This is a genomic window from Galbibacter orientalis DSM 19592 (assembly GCF_000260115.1).
In the GTDB taxonomy this organism is placed as follows: domain Bacteria; phylum Bacteroidota; class Bacteroidia; order Flavobacteriales; family Flavobacteriaceae; genus Galbibacter; species Galbibacter orientalis.
This window is the reverse complement of sequence record NZ_JH651379.1, coordinates 1,881,067-1,898,369: the sequence shown is the minus strand read 5'-3', so window position 1 is coordinate 1,898,369 and position 17,303 is coordinate 1,881,067. Positions and strand designations below refer to the sequence as shown.

Here is a 17,303-nt window from a genome sequence, read left to right as displayed (position 1 = left end):
AAAAATCAAGAAATGTTAGCTAGCTAACATTTCTTGATTTTTTGATAAAATAATCTCATTTCTATAGTACACTAACACTCCTTCGTCTTTTAACTCATTAAATAATCCATTTAATGTGGGTCTTGAAGTCCCTAACAGACTAGCCATATCTTTTTGTGTGTAGGGATGTTTAATTATATGCTCTCCAGTATGCTTACAATTATATCCATACTCTTCTGACAACTCTTTTAGGAATTCTATGAGTCGTGATTTAACATCTTTAAACAGTAGAATAGACAACCTTCTTTCAATCTTTTTAAAACGAAGTCCTATAAATTTATATATTTTCAAACTGAAATGTTGATTATCTCTCATGAGTTCCAAAATTGTATCTATAGACAAACAACAAATAGAAGTATCTGACAAAGCTACGGCAAACTCATTACGGTTTTCTTCCCCTATAATAGCTTTTTCTCCAAATACATCTCCTTTTCCATGGATACTTTTAACAATTTCTCTCCCATCTTCAGTATAGTAACCAATCTTAACTTTACCACTCTCTATGAGGTAAATTTTATCAGCATTATCCTTTTCAAAATAAATATAATCTTCTTTAGAATACTTATGAAAAGTGTGATTCTCTTTGTAACAAGCATATTTATGAGGACATAGAATACTGAAAAGGTTTACATCTATTAAAGACCACGTACATGTCATTTTGACTATTTTAAGTTACCAGTTAGCATTATAGTCTATAAAACAACTCGTTACTTACAAAAAAAAGCTCCCGAAAATTCGAGAGCTTTTTGAAAATTTATAATAATTCCCTCAGGATAAACCCAAGAGATGTTTAAAAATCTTATTTATGAAGCATTTTGCTTTTTAATAAGGTTTAATGCAGATCCTTCATTGTACCATGCAATTTGAGAATCGTTATAAGTATGATTTAATTTAATCACATCTTTAGAACCATCTGCATGAACTACCTCCACAGTTAAAGGTTTGTCTGGTGCAAATTCATTTAAATCTAAGAAGTTAAAAGTATCATCTTCTTGGATTAAATCGTAATCATTTTCATTTGCAAAAGTCAACCCTAACATTCCTTGTTTTTTAAGGTTTGTTTCGTGGATACGAGCAAAAGATTTCACTATTACAGCAGCCACTCCTAAATGTCTAGGCTCCATTGCAGCATGCTCACGAGAAGAACCTTCTCCATAGTTATGATCTCCAACTACTACAGAGTAAACCCCTTTAGCTTTATAATCTCTAGCAACATCTGGAACTCCTCCATATTCTCCCGTTAATTGATTCTTAACGAAGTTTGTTTTCTTACCAAATGCATTTACAGCACCGATAAGCATATTATTAGAAATATTATCTAAGTGTCCACGGAAACGCAACCAAGGTCCAGCCATAGAAATATGGTCTGTAGTACATTTACCGAAAGCTTTGATTAGTAATTTAGCACCTTTTATTTCACTTCCAATTGGCTCAAAAGGCGTTAACAATTGCAACCTTTCTGATTCTGGACTTACAGAAACATTAACTCCAGTACCATCTACTAAAGGCTCCACATATCCTGCATCTTCTACAGCAAACCCTTCTGGCGGTAACTCAATACCTCTTGGCTCGTCTAATTTAACTTCTTCTCCATCCTCATTGATTAAAGTATCTGTCATAGGATTGAAATCTAGACGCCCTGAAATTGCTATTGCAGCAACCATTTCTGGAGAACCTACAAAAGCGTGTGTATTAGGGTTACCATCTGCACGTTTTGAAAAGTTTCTATTAAAAGAGTGTACTATTGTATTCTTTTCTTCTCCTTTTAAGTCACTTCTATCCCATTGTCCAATACAAGGTCCACAAGCATTTGTAAATACTGTAGCATCAAGGTCTTCAAATATTTTCAAAATTCCATCACGCTCTGCAGTGTAACGAATTTGTTCTGAACCAGGATTAATTCCGAAATCGGCTTTAGATTTAATCTTTTTATCTACAGCCTGCTTAGCAATTGAAGCAGCTCTTGTTAAATCTTCATAAGAAGAGTTTGTACAAGACCCTATTAGTCCCCAATCTACTTTAATTGGCCAACCGTTTTCTTTTGCTTTAACTCCAAGCTCTCCAACAGGAGTTGCTAAATCTGGAGTAAAAGGTCCATTTAAATGAGGTCTTAATTCGTCTAAATTAATCTCGATTACCTCATCAAAATATTGTGCTGGATTTGCATATACTTCATCATCTCCAGTTAAATACTCACGAACTTCATTTGCAGCATCTGCAACATCTGCTCTATCTGTAGAACGTAAATAACGCTCCATAGAATCGTCATAACCAAAAGTAGAAGTAGTTGCTCCTACCTCAGCTCCCATGTTACAAATTGTTCCTTTACCAGTACAAGAAAGGTTTTTAGCGCCCTCTCCAAAGTACTCTATAATTGCTCCAGTTCCACCTTTAACGGTTAAAATTCCAGCAACTTTAAGAATTACATCCTTTGCTGAAGTCCATCCGTTAAGACTTCCTGTTAATTTTACTCCAATAAGTTTTGGGAATTTAAGCTCCCAAGCCATTCCTGCCATAACATCTACAGCATCTGCTCCACCAACACCAATAGCTACCATTCCTAAACCACCTGCATTTACAGTGTGAGAATCGGTACCAATCATCATTCCTCCTGGGAATGCATAGTTTTCTAAAACTACTTGGTGAATAATTCCTGCTCCAGGTTTCCAGAAACCAATTCCGTATTTATTTGATACTGAACCAAGAAAATCGAATACTTCGTTACTAGTTTCATTTGCACGCTTCAAATCTTTTGCAGCACCTTGTTTTGCTTGAATCAAATGATCGCAATGTACAGTGGTTGGAACTGCTACTTTTGGTTTTCCTGCTTGCATAAACTGTAAAAGAGCCATTTGCGCAGTTGCATCTTGACAAGCAATTCTATCTGGTGCAAAATCAACATAGTCTTTACCTCTTGTAAAAGCCTTTGTTGGATTACCATCCCAAAGGTGAGAATAAAGTATTTTCTCCGATAAGGTTAGTGGCTTACCTGTTAGCTCACGAGCCTTGTCTACTCGTTCTGCCATAGTAGCATAAACCTTCTTAATCATATCAATATCAAAAGCCATATTTTTTGTATATTTTTAATTTGAAAAGTCCTGCGAAAATACGAAAAACCAAAGAGTTATTAAAGTTTTTAATAAAACATTCAGATAGTACATACATTTTAGAAATAATTCAAATAAAAATAATATTGACGTAAATTAATGTAAAATAAAATATCGTTTTTTACGAATTCATCAAAAATGAAGGTTAAAAAAAATGAATCTCCAACAATAGAGGCTCATTGAATATCAAAGTCGTAGTAATTTGTTAAAAAAAGTAGTGACAAATAAAGGAATTTTTAGCATAAAATAAAGATGCAAGACCGCTTCGCTGTAAGAATAATGAGCAAAGACTAAATTATAATTCCCATTAAATCTTTAGTTTACAGAGAACCCTTTTAAAATTTCTCTTCCCTTTTAAAATTTTAAATAAGAAAAGAGGATATTCTTTCAACCCTTGATATTATTATTTTTTCAAGTATTTATACTCATTATTAACGGACAATGTGCCAACAAATGCCCAATTACAATTTAGAGAAGGCTTTTTATAATCTGTTCTACAGAAAGTCCTTCTGCAGCTGCCTTATAATTTTTTAAGATTCTGTGTCTTAAAACACCATTAGATACCGCTTGCACATCTTCAATATCTGGAGAGAATTTACCACGAACCACAGCATGCGCTTTTGCTGCTAATATTAAATTCTGAGACGCTCTAGGCCCTGCACCCCAGGCAACATATTCATTCACTAAATCGGTAGCTAAATTACTATTGGGTCTTGTTTTCCCCACCACTTTAACTGCGTATTCAATAACATTATCTGCCACTGGAACTCTGCGAATTAAATGCTGAATTGCAACAATCTCCTCAGCAGTAAACAAAGATTTTATTTTATTAGCCTCATCAGAAGTGGTTGCTTTTACAACTGCTACTTCTTCTTCAAAAGAAGGGTAATTAAGTTCTATAGCAAACATAAATCTGTCCAACTGCGCTTCTGGTAGCGGATATGTACCTTCCTGTTCAATAGGATTTTGGGTTGCCAATACAAAGTAAGGTAAATTTAATGGATACTGATTTCCAGCTACCGTTACCGATCTCTCCTGCATAGCTTCCAATAAAGCTGCTTGCGTTTTTGGTGGGGTTCGGTTAATTTCGTCTGCTAAGATGATATTTGCAAAAATCGGTCCTTTTAAGAATTTGAATTCTCTGTTATTATCCAAGATTTCACTTCCTAAAATATCACTTGGCATTAGGTCTGGCGTAAACTGTATCCGTTTAAAATCTAACCCCAAAGCTGTTGCTATAGTATTTACCATAAGGGTTTTTGCTAACCCTGGAACACCTATTAATAATGCATGACCTCCGGAATAAATAGACAATAAAATTTCGTCTATTACTTGTTCCTGACCAATAATTATCTTTGCAATTTCTTGCTTTAGCTCCCTATGTTTTTTAACTAGATTTTCAACAGCAGTAACGTCGGACATCTATTATTATTTTTTCAACCAGTTATTAGCAAAATCACAGTCTCTACTATCTGCAGCTACATTTATGTAAGTATCTTTTATTTTCTCGTCCATCCATTTAGCTATCTCATCAAATTGCTTTTCCTTCAAAGCTAATTCTTTAATTTTTACATAATCTTGAGAATAATCTGCTTTATGAGATTTAAATCTAGTAATAACTTTTAAAAGTTTAAACTGAACTCCTGTTCTAGTTTCTTCCATTAAAGGCTGAGAAATTTCGTCTCCCTGTAATGGACTAATCTGACTGTACAAAGTAGGATCCATTTTGGTAAGCTCGAATTTAGTATCAAAAGTTTCAGGGTTTCTTAAAACTCCCCCATCAAAACGGGTTTCTTTTTCATCTGAAAAATTACGCGCAGCTTCAGAAAAAGTAAATTCTCCTTCTAATATTTTTGCACGAATACTATCTAACTCTGTTTTAGTTTCTTGAATAGCTTCTTCTGAAATTTTTGGACGCAATAATATATGACGGATATCTCTTTCCTGACCTCTTATTTTTTCAACATAAATTATATGATACCCAAAAATAGTTTTAAAAGGATCTGATATTTCTCCTTCTTTTAAAGAAAAAGCAACATCTTTAAATTCTTGTACAAAGCCAGTACTTTTACTTATTTTATAGACTCCTCCATTCTCTTTTTTCCCAGGATCGTCAGAATATAGCGTCTGTTTTATAGCAAAACTAGAACCGTTCTCCTCAACATCTCGTTTATATTCATTCAACTTATCTATAACCTCTTGCACTTCTTTATCTGAAGGCTCTGGTACTTTTACAATCTGAGCAATTTCTACTTCATCTCCAAAAACTGGTTTTTCATCTTCAGCTAAACCATTATACCATTGACGCACTTCCTCTGGAGTAATTTCAATTTCTTCCACTACTTTAGCCTGCATACGCTGCGATAATTGCTGCGCTTTTACAATTTCAAATAGCTCTTCTCTAAAACTTTGTTCATCTTCTTTTCTATAAAACTCTAAAAGTTTATCTATAGAACCTACTTGACCCACTAAAAAGTTTAATTGACGATCTACGGTGCTGTTAATTTCAGCATCAGAAACCACAATACTATCTTGAATTGCTTGATGCGCATAAAGCTTATCTTCCATTAATCTTCCTAACACTTGACAACGAGTAATCCCTTTTGTAGAAACTCCTTGCGTTTGCATATCGATAAAACTTTTATCAATATCAGATTCTAATATTACATAATCTCCAACTACTGCTGTAACACCATCCACTTTTTCTCTTTTGGTATCTACAGCTGTTGTATCTGCAACCGCAGTAGCTTCTGTACCACTTGTAGCAACTGGATTTTCTGCTAAAATTTTATTAGAAGTTACTGTTAAAGAATCTACCGACTTTTCTTGTGCAACCATAGTTGTTACAAACATCAACATCAATCCTGCAACATATAAAACTTTACTCATTTCTGATTATTTTTTATTGAATTGTATATTATTTTCAAATATTTCAAACTCTTTTTTTCTAGTTGCTTCATCCATTAAATCTTTTTCAAGATTTTTTATAAAAGTAAGCTTCCGCTTGTTCAAAATAATTTTTTTTACTGTTGGCTCTACATATTCCAAAGGAGCCGTTTCTGTACGATTAAGCACTTCATTTACAGTGACCAAATATACTCCTAAAGAATCGGAAAGCTCAAAAAAATGTGATTTTTTTAAGTAAGACTCTTTATTTTCTGAGGTTATTTTTGGTATCTTTTTTACTACTGAAGACGATTTTACCCAAATAGAATCGTTAAAAGTATATGCTTTAAATTTTATAGCTTCACTTTGAAGGTAACTCTTATCATCATCATTATACCTTTTAAAAGCTTTTCTAATACTAGACAATTCTCCATAATCTACTGGTAAACTAATGTACCTTAATTTTACCAAATCTTCATTCAGCTTGAAATTAATTTTATGACTTTCATAAAATGCTTCCAACTCCTTCTTACTTACAGTAGTATCCATAGATTTGTCTACCAAACCTTCTTTGTATGCATTTATATAAAGGTCTGCTCGATATTTCCTTACTAACTCTTCAAACTGAATTTGTTTATTCTCAGAAAGATTTATTTTTGCACGCTCCAAAAATATTTGTTGCTGCGCCCAATTTTGAATATAGTTATTCACTACAATCAAACTATCCTCTTTAGTAATATTGGAATTTAAAATCTTTTTCAAATCAGATTTTACTAAATAATTTTCTCCTACACGAGCTATAGGATTCTCCACGGGCTCAGATTTAAAATAATCGCACGAGGTTAGGAGGAGTACCAATAAAATTGCTATTAAATTTCTTTGCATTATTAATTTATTAATCAACTTCCTCAAAAACAAGTCCAAAAAAATATAAACGAAATAAATTTACTTATTTCAACTCAGGACAAGCTTCAAAGAAGTTAAACCCGCTATGAGGGATTAAAGCAAAAGCTTTAATTCGGACAAAAATAACAATTAGGGTATATAAACCAAGGATTTTAACAACGCTATAAGATAGTTTGTTGTTTGCAGTTGCTCCTTTATTTATTCATTTTCAGGAAAAGTAATCCTCTTAAAATTTATTATTTGAAAGATATTTAAGAGCGATGTTTATCTTTGTAAAAATTACTATAAATGCAATTATTAAAACTAATATGGGATTTTAGAAGTCCTACTGCTCTTGAAACTGCTAAGCATTATGAGATTCATTTAAAAGAATTTATGGCCATTGATAAGGTTCCATACGTAAAATCTGGGTATGAAGTTATTATTCCAGATGAACATGCTATTGCCTTTATTGTTGTTGCTAAGGAACATATGATCCAAGTTCGAGATGCTTTAAAACCCCAAAGAGGAGAATATTATAAAGAAGAAGCATAGTAAACATACAAGACCACTTCGCTGTAAGAACAAAGAGACAGGAGACAAGAGACAAGAAGACAGAAGACAGAAGACAGAAGACAGAAAAAAGGTAAAAAAAATTTAAACACCCATTCGTGTATCTATGGCTAAAAAATTTTAGCACAAAGGGTTGAAAATATAAAAGTATAGGAGATTATTAAGAAGAAGGTTTTTTTGTGTGCAACTTTGCATAAACACAACTTTTGGGAATGATCCTTTATTTTTATCAGACAATAATGATTAATAATAAAAAAGGGCAAAGTTGAAATAAACCTTGCCCTTTCATTATATATTAACACAACTAATTACCTACTATAATTAGGTGCTTCATTTGTAATAGTTACATCGTGTGGGTGACTCTCATGGATACCGCTAGAAGTAATTTTTACAAAACGTCCATTCTCTTTTAAAGCTTCAATACTATCAGCTCCGCAATACCCCATTCCAGCACGAAGACCTCCAATAAATTGATGCATACTTTCGTACAACTCTCCTTTATATGGAACACGTCCTACAATTCCTTCAGGAACTAGCTTTTTAAGATCATCTTCTACATCTTGAAAATAACGATCTTTACTTCCGTGTTGCATCGCTTCAACAGAACCCATTCCACGATACGATTTATATTTTCTACCGTCGTATATAATAGTTTCTCCTGGAGATTCTTTTGTTCCTGCTAAAAGAGACCCTAACATTACGCAATCTGCACCAGCTGCAATTGCCTTTGGAATATCTCCTGTATAACGAATTCCTCCATCTGCAATTACTGGCACTCCAGTTCCTTTAAGCGCTGCAGCTACTTCTAAAACCGCAGAAAACTGAGGAAAACCAACACCTGCAACCACTCTTGTAGTACAGATAGAACCTGGACCAATCCCAACCTTTACGGCATCTGCTCCATTTTTTACAAGATATTTAGCAGCTTCTGGAGTTGCAATATTCCCTACTACTACTTCTAAATCTGGAAATTCCTTTTTAACTTCTTTTAAAATTGTAACTACCCCTCTAGTATGCCCATGTGCAGTATCTATAACTACCGCATCAACACCAGCGTAAACCAATGCTTTTGCTCTATCCAGCGCATCTCCTGTAACCCCAATAGCTGCGGCTACTCTCAAACGCCCAAAGATATCTTTATTAGCAATAGGTTTTTGTGTAAGTTTTGTAATATCTCTAAAAGTAATGAGCCCAATAAGCTTATTATCATCGGCTACTACAGGAAGTTTTTCTATTTTATGTTGTTGTAAAATCCCTTCAGCATCATCCAAAGAAGTTCCTTCGGCTGCTGTTACTAAATTCTTGCTGGTCATTACCTCAACAATAGGACGCTTGTTTATTTTCTCAAAACGAAGATCTCGGTTAGTAACAATTCCTTTTAAAAAACCATCCTCATCTACTACTGGGATTCCTCCAATACTATGCTCACGCATGCTATTTTTAGCATCTTCCACAGTGGCAGTTAGAGGCAAAGTAACAGGATCGATAATCATACCACTTTCTGCACGCTTTACTTTCCTAACCTTAAGTGCCTGCTGTTCAATACTCATGTTTTTATGCAAAACACCAATACCACCTTCTCTAGCCATGGCAATTGCCATTCTACTTTCGGTAACTGTATCCATTGCCGCAGAGACAATTGGCACATTAATTTTTATGTTTTTTGTGAATTTTGTTTGTATACTAACTTCGCGGGGTAAAACCTCAGAATAGTTAGGAACGAGTAGGACATCGTCGTAAGTTAATCCTTCGCCAACAAACTTGTTTTTGTGAGCATCCATATTGCAACTTATCATTTAGTTGCACGCAAATATACTGCTTTTTTCAGTAACAAACTACCTGTTTTTTATTTTATGAATATCTTAACTTTATTCATAAAATATCGTTTCATTCTATTAAAAATAAACAGTAAAACAGAAATAATAGTATTAATAATATACTTAACTCAATTAATGATAAAATTTAAAAACTTTCAAAGCTTCATTATAAGCGCTTTCAAAACTCATTGCTTTTATATTTGAGTTTGCTTTTACTGAATTTGAATAGGAGAATAATTTTTCGGTTGGCATATTCCCAGTAAGTTCATCGGCGGCCATTGGGCAACCTCCAAACCCTTGAATGGCTCCGTCAAAACGTCTGCATCCTGCTTTGTATGCAGCATCCACTTTTTCATGCCAACTATTTGGGGTTGTGTGTAAATGTGCTCCAAATTCTATTTTAGGATATTTAGGAATTAGATTAGAAAACAGATAATTAATTGTTTCTGGATTAGAAGTTCCTACAGTATCCGACAATGAGAGAATTTCCACACCCATACTGGACAACTTTTCGGTCCACTCCCCTACAATTTCTACATTCCATGGATCGCCATATGGATTTCCAAAACCCATAGACAAATACGCCACCACTTTCTTATTACTTTTATAAGCATGCTCTAAAATTTCTGAAAGAACAGCCACACTTTCCTTAATAGTTTTGTGTGTGTTACGCATTTGAAAATTTTCTGAAATAGAGAAAGGATAACCTAAATAATCAATTTCAGGATGTTTACAAGCATCTTCTGCTCCACGAACATTCGCTACAATTGCTAATAACTTACTTCTGGTTTCTGTAAGATCCAAACGCGACAAAACTTCCGCAGTATCTACCATTTGCGGAATTGCTTTAGGAGAAACAAAACTCCCAAAATCTATGGTATCAAAACCACAACGTAGCAGTGATTGGATGTATTGCACCTTTTTTTCTGTAGGAATAAAATCTTTTATTCCTTGCATAGCATCCCGAGGGCATTCTATGATTTTTACAGATTCCATTAAGAAGCCAATTGTTTTATTTTTTCTGAAGTTAATTCAGCAAAAGAATCAACAATAATATCTGCAGATGACAAATCTTGGTTTCCAGAATTTACATTCCTAAACCCAATACAAGTCATTCCAGCTGCTTTAGCTGCTTTCACTCCATTTCGACTATCTTCAATTACCAAAAATCGAGCTGGATCCACCTTATAATTATCGGCTACTTTTAAAAAAATATCAGGATTGGGCTTGCTTCTTACCACATTTTCCCCACTCACCAAATAATCAAAATAAGAAGTTATTTCAAGGTTGTTTATAAATTGCTCAATAAGCTTAATGGAAGAAGACGATGCTAATGAAATTCTAAAATCTAAAGTTTTTAATTGCTGAAGAAAATCTAAAACTCCAGGAACAGCTTCAACACTTTGAGCGTCCATTTCGATAAAAAGAAACTCTTTATGAAAATTCATCAATTCTCTGGCATTAGTTTCTATATCAAAATCCAACTTAATTTTTTCCCACATAGGAATGGCTGCCATCCCAACTAATGTTTGATGGTAAGCATCGGAAAAATCTAAACTCAATTCCTCAAAAACTTTCTTCAATATTTCTTTATGAGCCGGTTCGCTATCTACAATAACTCCGTCCATATCAAAAATAAAATGGTCTTTTATCAAAATCTATCAGGTTTAAATCAAAGGTAAACAACCTACTTAGCTTACACAAGTATTTTCTATGGCTGCGTTATCTTTATTTAGACACAGTTTATTTCTGACTATTGACTTGGCATTTTAGAATTTTCAACTAAAGCCTCTCTACCTCCTGGCGTATTGTCTTCTTCTATTTCCACCGTGGTTGCTGTAGTAGCATTTGTGTTGTTATTAGGAGCATTTACCAAAAGTATAGCTGCCTCATTAGCAGAAAAGCTAGGATCTGTATCATTAGTTCCATTTGGCTTATTATCGCTAATATTTGTTGCCGTTCCCAAGGCAATATCATATAAGAATACTTTTGAATTTAGCATTCTTTGATTTTCATTTTCAAACTCAGAAATATCATGCGTATACAAAACTTTATTTCCATCTATTGAAATATCTACTCCCCCAACGGCTCCTTTTACCCCGCTAATAACAGTAGTTAAAAGAGCTCCAGAAGCGTCTACAACATACACAGAGCCTTCATATCCAGAAATATTAGTTTCCAATACAGCTATTTTTGACCGATCCAAACTTTGAGCAGCATCCATAATATAACGCCCACTTTGTGCGGTGTATATAAGCTGACTATCACCGCCGTTTATATTAATTTTAAAGAGATTTTCGAAATTAGGGTATATAATTGCAGCATCTCTATCTGCCCAACAAAATCCAATCTCTTCATTATTTATAGAATTTGCTGGGATAGATTTTGTAAGTTGTTTTAAATTACTCCCATCTAAATCCATAGTAAATAGCTGAGTCATCCCAGAAACTGTTCTATAAAAAGCTACTTTATTCCCTCTAGCATTTAGCTTTGGCCTAAAGCTATTTAAAGCACTACTTGTAAGCTGATTCTCATTTCCTTCTTCATCTATAGAAAAGATCACATTATTTCCATCTATTTCTCTTACAAACACATAACCGTAAGCTGGTAAGGGCTTTGTTTTAAAGGTTTGCACTTTACTTAAAACTGGTCCGTTAATACTGTCTGAAGCTGAGACTTGCCAAAAATATTTATATCCATAATTTAATTCAGAAATAGTATATAAGGTATCTTTTATATCTTCAATGGTAATAACATCACTATTTACACTATTTTTTAACTCTAACTTATAAGTTAGTTCATCGCCCTCTTTATCTACAGAATTCCAAGCAAATTGTATTTCTAATTCTTGGTTTGTAGCTTCATCTTCAGGAAATAATAACTCTGGAGCTGAAGGTTGTTTATTGTTGGCTGTTTCTGTCTGAAGTTCAAAAATAACATTAATTGTTTGTCCAGCCTTTAAGGTAGCACCCTCTACTCCAGTTATATAACCCGTTTTTTGCGCTTGAACAGAATAATCTCCCTCTACTATTTCATTTAATATAAAATCTCCATTTTCATCAGAAAAAACGGTTGTAGAACTTGGACTTGTTGATACTTTTACGTTTTCAAGAGGACTATTATCTCCTTCCAGCACCACCTTGCCTGTAATAACACCAGTTCCATAATTATCTACAGTATCTTCGCTACATGCAATCACACTTACTATTAGTACTATGAATATGAATTGTCTAAATAGGTTCATACTATGATTTTTTATTTTTTCGATTGAAATTTATTTTTAACACCTAGAGTAAAATTGACCCCAATTCCGAAATTGAAATAATAATCATCTCTAGTTCCATTCACCAAATAATCTAAGTCGTCTGAAAAAGTTATATTTTGATCTGCAAATAACTTAACAGAGAACTTCTGATTAACAAAGTATTCTAAACCTACTCCATATTGCATTTTAAAAAAGGTGCTTTCGCTATCTGCTGGGGTATCATCATTATCAAAACCAAAAAGAATTCCCCCTCCTCCGTATACATAAGGAGTTAAGTCGTCGTTTGGTAAAAAAGTAATTCCCAGATTTGAATCTATAGAAGCAAATTTCCTGCTGTATCTAACTTTATTATTAAGCTCAAAAAAACTACTACTAATATTGTAGGAGAAATAAGGAGAAATCCTATAATTATAATCAAACTTAAATGAAGGTCTTAATTCTGCGGCATTGTAATCTCCAGAAATTAGAGCTCCCCCAACACTTATCCCTATGGTACTATTGTACAGTCTGTTTATATATTTTCTATCGTATAATTTAGTTAGTTCTGCCTCCTCTTTTTCCTCTTTATATTGATTTACCAATATTTCCTCAACTTCTCCCCCATCTTTAGCATGCCAGAGATCCGATTCAATCCCCTCTACAATCATACCTTCCACTGCTTTTTCTATAGCTTCCGTTACTGCCAATTGCACAGGCTCATTTCTAGTAAAACCTACTTCGGCCTCTAAAAGTCGCTGAAACTTTACATATTTAAACAAACTTGCATCTAACGCCTGAGAAAGTATGGTTTTAGAAACATAAATATTTTTAAGGATTTTACCACTGGACGTAGAAATTGCTCTTAAATATACTGTAACTCGATCTTGACGGTATTGCGTACTCCCGCCAACACCAAAATAACGAGCTCCCATTCCCCCAGTAATAATATTAGAATCGTAAGAAACAATTCCCCCTTCAAAGAGCACTCCCGCAAATAACAATGGAGGCACATTGGGTTGCCCTTGATTTCCTTGGTACTCCTCTCTGGTAGAACGAATAATATTACGCTCATTTAATAGGTTTCCAATATTTTCTCGTTCTATTGGAGTAAACCATCCAGAATCTTCCATGGCATTTATTAGAATAGCTGTACCTCCTTGAGTTACAGCTGTACTAAAAGTGCTTCCTAATTCTGTTGGTTTGTATTGCCCAGTAAGGTCTCTAAAATTATAAACCCCTACAACAACCTTTTCTTTAGGCTCTGGCAAATTATTGAGGCGTTTTGTAACGTCTGTATTTTCTCCTATTCTAGCCTCTGTAAAATCTACTGGCTGATTAAAATAAGAACCACAGCTTGTTAAGAATAATAAAGTAATAATGGTTAAGATTCGATAAAACATAATTCATCATTAATTTGGTACTACGACCTGGGTTTGCTCTCCTGTTTCGGTATCTAAAATATCTACAATTAATCCTCCATTTGAAGGATATACATCTACAGCCAACCCTCCGAAATTATAACGCCCAGCCTCTATAGGGCCATCTCCAAACTCATCTTCAAATAATTTCCTACTTAGCTGACTTAAAATTTGGGCATTTAGATTTTCTTTAAAAGATTCTAATTGTGTTTTTTGATCGAATGCATCATCTCCATCTGGGTCCTCAAAAGAATTTTGTGCATCTGCAGAACTCAACAACCATTGATAATTATAGCTGTTTCCACCAAAATTTGGATTCTTAGGCGTATACACTAATGCTTGTGCAGACAGCCCTGAGAAGGTAAATAATAGCGTTAATATTACTAGTGTTTTCATTGTTAGAGTTTAATATTTTACTTGATATTCGTTACGTTGCTTTTGTTGGTATATGTACTGGTTTACTCTCATTAAAGCATTTTTAGCTTGCTCCTTTAAAAAGTCTAATTTGGGTTGCGCAAAAAACTGATATACTAAATCGTCTCCCACTTTAACCGTTAACCTTGTAGTTCTTCCAAAACTTACAATTTCTTCAATCTTTACAATTTTATCAGACTGAATTGGACTCATATTATAGTTTTGATAGAAAAAATTATAAAAGTCTCTCCCTGCCTTTGTTTTGGTATTATCATTTACAAAACCTCTCAATTTAATCCCTTCATTCATTTTATTATAAGACTGCTTAGACTGCTCCTCTTCTTTTGGATTAACTAAAACCCTTTTTGTACTTATCAGTTCCCCTTCATTATACAATAACAATAAGGCTATAGATTGTACTGAGTCATTCTTTTCTATAAGAAATTCGTCTATTTTTTTAGTCTCAAAAGGCTGTAGTGTAAATCTATTTTCTTTAGTTTCTTTTAGTATAGAACTATCATTCACCTTTGTTATACTAGAGAATTTATAAGACAAACTATAGCTTGTATTTGTTTTATTCTCTGCATATCCAGATAATAAAAACATAGCTTCTTTAGGGCCACCCACTACTATTTGAGCATCAACTTCTTTATTAAAGTTCTGACCGTTAACTAGAGTTCCCATTAAATAAATGGCAACACAAACTATAAGTCTTACTATTGTTACCACATTTTATTTCCTAAAAATTTCTAATAATAACTGTCCTGTTAGTACCGTCCATATTAATTTTCATATTAGCGCCAATACTATTGGTGCCATATTTTTCTACACGTAAATTAGTACCCTTTTGTACTACCTGAGAATTGGAGGACTCCATTGGCCTATTTGAAATTTCAAATACTTCATTGTTAGTACCTTTCTGATAAATTTTTTCGTTAAGTGTTTGGGAGTTTTTGTATTGAGTAATTTTATTTGAGTTCCCATATTGAGTTAACTCAGAGGAAGAATTTTTAGATACATAATTCACTTTTATGGAATTATAATGACCAACTTGCTGTATATTAACACTATTTACATTGTATGCTAATGCTACAGAAGAGGATGAATTATTCTGTTGAGAAGAAATTAAATGCTGATTTAGCATTCTATTTTTTTTAAAATCTTTTTCGTTAGGAGATTGCGAAAAAGTACTCAAGGAACACATCAATCCAATAACTATAAATATTTTATTTATTGCTTTCATTTTGGCTATATAAAAACTAGTAAGGGAAAACCCCTTACTAGCTTTATTAGTGTGTTAATTAACTAAAATTGTTCTTAGTTTGACTGAGTGTAAGTAGCCATATTACCAGAACCTGCTTGAAGAGAAACAGCTAAGTGAGCATCACCAGTTTGAGTAATTCCACTCATGTTCCCAGTACCAGTCTGAACTGTTAAAGCACGGTGATCCATTCCTGATTGATTTACATTACTCATGTTACCAATACCAGTTTGAACAGCTAATGCAGAGTTTCTACGACCATCTTGAGTTACATAACTCTGGTTAAGAAAACCTAATTGATACGTGTCTGCATCATTTCTTCTTCCTGTTTGGCTATCAACAGCTAAGTTACCAGCACCTAATTGGAATTGAGTAGAAGAGTTTCTTCTACCGTCTTGACTAACTGAAGCAACGTTTAATACCCCAATTTGATCAACATCGGCCTCATTTCTTCTTCCGTCTTGATCAACAATAGCAAGGTTTAATGGCCCCATAGCTTGGTTAACATCCGCAGAGTTACGGCGACCGTCTTGAGTAACTAAAGCTGCACTCGCAAAACCTACTTGAGTTACAGTAGTTTCGTTCTTAACACCATCTTGTCCAACAAGAGAGGCATTTAATGTACCAGTCTGACTAACAGTTACTTCATTTTCAGTTCCAACCTGAGTTGATAAACCGAAGTTACTTTGAGCCATCATTGTAGCTCCACACAATAGCGCCCCAGCGCAAAAAATTACTTTTTTCATAATAGATAGATATTTAAATGGTTAAAATATTAATAATCTAGAGCGTTCGGGGGAAGAACTAATAGCATACTCTCATTCTGGGGCAGTGTTCATTAAGAATTTCTTAACAACAGTGTAAAAGTATTAATGCTTTAAAATTTTCCAACTAAATCTCGATGAAAAACAAAATTACTTGCTAAAGTGAATAAATTATTCAACTTTTCGTGTAATCTTTATCTTTCATGAAGTAAAAAAATTACTTAGAATAGAAAAAAAACTATATTATATGTAAAGAAAATGAAAGAAAATTAACCCTAAACGAAAATAAAAAATGCTATTGTAATAAAAACTATTATTTGAAGCCATTTAAACAACAGCCCAATATTTTTATGAGTCATAATATAAGAAGCAACTTTACTTGCCAATAAAACAATAAATAAGAACACAAAAAACGAAACAATTATAAAGATTCCTCCTAATATATATAACTGATAAATTGAATTTATAGAATTACTAAATAAAAACCCTGGAAAGAAAGCCAAAAAGAAAATAGAAACTTTAGGATTGAGAACATTCATAAAAAAACCTTGTACAAAGAGAGATTTAAAAGATTTTTTTGAAACCTTATTATTAGACAAATCAATTACATCACTACTTCTATAAACACTATAAGCCAAATACAATAGGTATAATGCACCAAATACTTTAAGAATAGTAAACAAAATTTCGTTTTGCTTAATAATAACAGAAACTCCAAAAGCCACTAAAGTTGTATGTACCAAACAGCCCGACATTAATCCCAATACCGTAGCAATTCCGCTTTTACGTCCATGCACCATACTTTGCATGAGTACATAAATGTTATCTGGACCTGGTGCAACAGCCAAAGCAGCCGATGCCAAAACAAATGCAGTTAACACTTCTATATCCAAAA

At 33.5% G+C, this 17,303-nt stretch carries 16 protein-coding genes; 1 reads left to right on the top strand and 15 read right to left on the bottom strand.

The features are described 5' to 3' along the window. Positions 1–15: 15 nt before the first annotated feature. The 5 genes from JOOMADRAFT_RS08380 to JOOMADRAFT_RS08360 all read right to left on the bottom strand — a co-directional run bounded on the left by JOOMADRAFT_RS08380 (position 16) and on the right by JOOMADRAFT_RS08360 (position 6,917). A complete protein-coding gene (locus JOOMADRAFT_RS08380; RefSeq protein WP_008612554.1) occupies positions 16–696 on the bottom strand; it encodes a Crp/Fnr family transcriptional regulator in 681 nt (226 codons plus the stop codon). A 146-nt stretch (positions 697–842) separates the two neighbouring features. Beyond that, complete coding sequence (locus tag JOOMADRAFT_RS08375; RefSeq protein WP_008612553.1) at positions 843–3,107, bottom strand: aconitate hydratase; 2,265 nt, start codon at positions 3,105–3,107, stop codon at positions 843–845. Positions 3,108–3,614: 507 nt separating this feature from the next. Then, positions 3,615–4,568 (bottom strand): AAA family ATPase, encoded by a 954-nt coding sequence (locus JOOMADRAFT_RS08370; protein ID WP_008612552.1) that lies wholly within the window; start codon positions 4,566–4,568, stop codon positions 3,615–3,617. Positions 4,569–4,574: 6 nt separating this feature from the next. After that, on the bottom strand, positions 4,575–6,035 hold the full coding sequence (locus tag JOOMADRAFT_RS08365; RefSeq protein ID WP_008612551.1) for a peptidylprolyl isomerase: 1,461 nt from the start codon (positions 6,033–6,035) through the stop codon (positions 4,575–4,577). Positions 6,036–6,041: 6 nt separating this feature from the next. Beyond that, positions 6,042–6,917, bottom strand: coding sequence for a hypothetical protein (locus JOOMADRAFT_RS08360; protein ID WP_008612550.1), 876 nt, complete (start codon positions 6,915–6,917; stop codon positions 6,042–6,044). Between the two features lie 309 nt (positions 6,918–7,226). Between JOOMADRAFT_RS08360 and JOOMADRAFT_RS08355 the strand changes: the two genes are divergently transcribed. Further along, on the top strand, positions 7,227–7,472 hold the full coding sequence (locus JOOMADRAFT_RS08355; RefSeq protein WP_008612549.1) for a hypothetical protein: 246 nt from the start codon (positions 7,227–7,229) through the stop codon (positions 7,470–7,472). Positions 7,473–7,798: 326 nt separating this feature from the next. Here JOOMADRAFT_RS08355 and guaB read toward each other — a convergent pair whose 3' ends face one another. The 10 genes from guaB to JOOMADRAFT_RS08305 form a co-directional block, all read right to left on the bottom strand. Then, a complete protein-coding gene (gene guaB, locus JOOMADRAFT_RS08350; protein WP_008612548.1) occupies positions 7,799–9,271 on the bottom strand; it encodes an IMP dehydrogenase in 1,473 nt (490 codons plus the stop codon). A gap of 168 nt (positions 9,272–9,439) precedes the next feature. Continuing rightward, positions 9,440–10,303 carry a hydroxymethylglutaryl-CoA lyase gene (locus JOOMADRAFT_RS08345; RefSeq protein WP_008612546.1) on the bottom strand — a complete coding sequence of 288 codons (864 nt, stop codon included), beginning with the start codon at positions 10,301–10,303 and terminating at the stop codon, positions 9,440–9,442. Continuing rightward, the gene (locus JOOMADRAFT_RS08340) at positions 10,303–10,962 is read right to left on the bottom strand and encodes an HAD family hydrolase (RefSeq protein ID WP_008612545.1); all 660 of its coding nucleotides are present in this window, start codon (positions 10,960–10,962) and stop codon (positions 10,303–10,305) included. Before JOOMADRAFT_RS08340 ends, JOOMADRAFT_RS08345 begins: the two co-directional genes overlap by 1 nt. 98 nt (positions 10,963–11,060) lie before the next feature. Beyond that, positions 11,061–12,551 (bottom strand): carboxypeptidase regulatory-like domain-containing protein, encoded by a 1,491-nt coding sequence (locus tag JOOMADRAFT_RS08335; protein ID WP_008612544.1) that lies wholly within the window; start codon positions 12,549–12,551, stop codon positions 11,061–11,063. 11 nt (positions 12,552–12,562) lie between these two features. Then, positions 12,563–13,951 carry a CsgG/HfaB family protein gene (locus JOOMADRAFT_RS08330; protein ID WP_008612543.1) on the bottom strand — a complete coding sequence of 463 codons (1,389 nt, stop codon included), beginning with the start codon at positions 13,949–13,951 and terminating at the stop codon, positions 12,563–12,565. 9 nt (positions 13,952–13,960) lie between these two features. Continuing rightward, positions 13,961–14,365, bottom strand: a complete 405-nt coding sequence (locus JOOMADRAFT_RS08325; protein ID WP_008612542.1) for a curli production assembly/transport component CsgF — start codon at positions 14,363–14,365, stop codon at positions 13,961–13,963. Positions 14,366–14,374: 9 nt separating this feature from the next. Continuing rightward, positions 14,375–15,112, bottom strand: coding sequence for a curli assembly protein CsgE (locus JOOMADRAFT_RS08320; RefSeq protein WP_008612541.1), 738 nt, complete (start codon positions 15,110–15,112; stop codon positions 14,375–14,377). 10 nt (positions 15,113–15,122) lie between these two features. Then, complete coding sequence (locus tag JOOMADRAFT_RS08315) at positions 15,123–15,626, bottom strand: hypothetical protein (RefSeq protein WP_008612540.1); 504 nt, start codon at positions 15,624–15,626, stop codon at positions 15,123–15,125. Positions 15,627–15,700: 74 nt separating this feature from the next. Beyond that, positions 15,701–16,339 carry a hypothetical protein gene (locus JOOMADRAFT_RS08310; RefSeq protein WP_169313485.1) on the bottom strand — a complete coding sequence of 213 codons (639 nt, stop codon included), beginning with the start codon at positions 16,337–16,339 and terminating at the stop codon, positions 15,701–15,703. A 344-nt stretch (positions 16,340–16,683) separates the two neighbouring features. Continuing rightward, the gene (locus JOOMADRAFT_RS08305; protein WP_008612538.1) at positions 16,684–17,301 is read right to left on the bottom strand and encodes a LysE family translocator; all 618 of its coding nucleotides are present in this window, start codon (positions 17,299–17,301) and stop codon (positions 16,684–16,686) included. Positions 17,302–17,303: the final 2 nt, after the last annotated feature.

Bases quoted from the DNA above. Each gene is read 5' to 3' on its own strand.
- JOOMADRAFT_RS08380 (WP_008612554.1), bottom strand. From the start codon at position 696: ATGACATGTACGTGGTCTTTAATAGATGTAAACCTTTTCAGTATTCTA.
- JOOMADRAFT_RS08375 (WP_008612553.1), bottom strand. From the start codon at position 3,107: ATGGCTTTTGATATTGATATGATTAAGAAGGTTTATGCTACTATGGCA.
- JOOMADRAFT_RS08370 (WP_008612552.1), bottom strand. From the start codon at position 4,568: ATGTCCGACGTTACTGCTGTTGAAAATCTAGTTAAAAAACATAGGGAG.
- JOOMADRAFT_RS08365 (WP_008612551.1), bottom strand. From the start codon at position 6,035: ATGAGTAAAGTTTTATATGTTGCAGGATTGATGTTGATGTTTGTAACA.
- JOOMADRAFT_RS08360 (WP_008612550.1), bottom strand. From the start codon at position 6,917: ATGCAAAGAAATTTAATAGCAATTTTATTGGTACTCCTCCTAACCTCG.
- JOOMADRAFT_RS08355 (WP_008612549.1), top strand. From the start codon at position 7,227: ATGCAATTATTAAAACTAATATGGGATTTTAGAAGTCCTACTGCTCTT.
- guaB (WP_008612548.1), bottom strand. From the start codon at position 9,271: ATGGATGCTCACAAAAACAAGTTTGTTGGCGAAGGATTAACTTACGAC.
- JOOMADRAFT_RS08345 (WP_008612546.1), bottom strand. From the start codon at position 10,303: ATGGAATCTGTAAAAATCATAGAATGCCCTCGGGATGCTATGCAAGGA.
- JOOMADRAFT_RS08335 (WP_008612544.1), bottom strand. From the start codon at position 12,551: ATGAACCTATTTAGACAATTCATATTCATAGTACTAATAGTAAGTGTG.
- JOOMADRAFT_RS08330 (WP_008612543.1), bottom strand. From the start codon at position 13,951: ATGTTTTATCGAATCTTAACCATTATTACTTTATTATTCTTAACAAGC.
- JOOMADRAFT_RS08325 (WP_008612542.1), bottom strand. From the start codon at position 14,365: ATGAAAACACTAGTAATATTAACGCTATTATTTACCTTCTCAGGGCTG.
- JOOMADRAFT_RS08315 (WP_008612540.1), bottom strand. From the start codon at position 15,626: ATGAAAGCAATAAATAAAATATTTATAGTTATTGGATTGATGTGTTCC.
- JOOMADRAFT_RS08310 (WP_169313485.1), bottom strand. From the start codon at position 16,339: ATGGCTCAAAGTAACTTCGGTTTATCAACTCAGGTTGGAACTGAAAAT.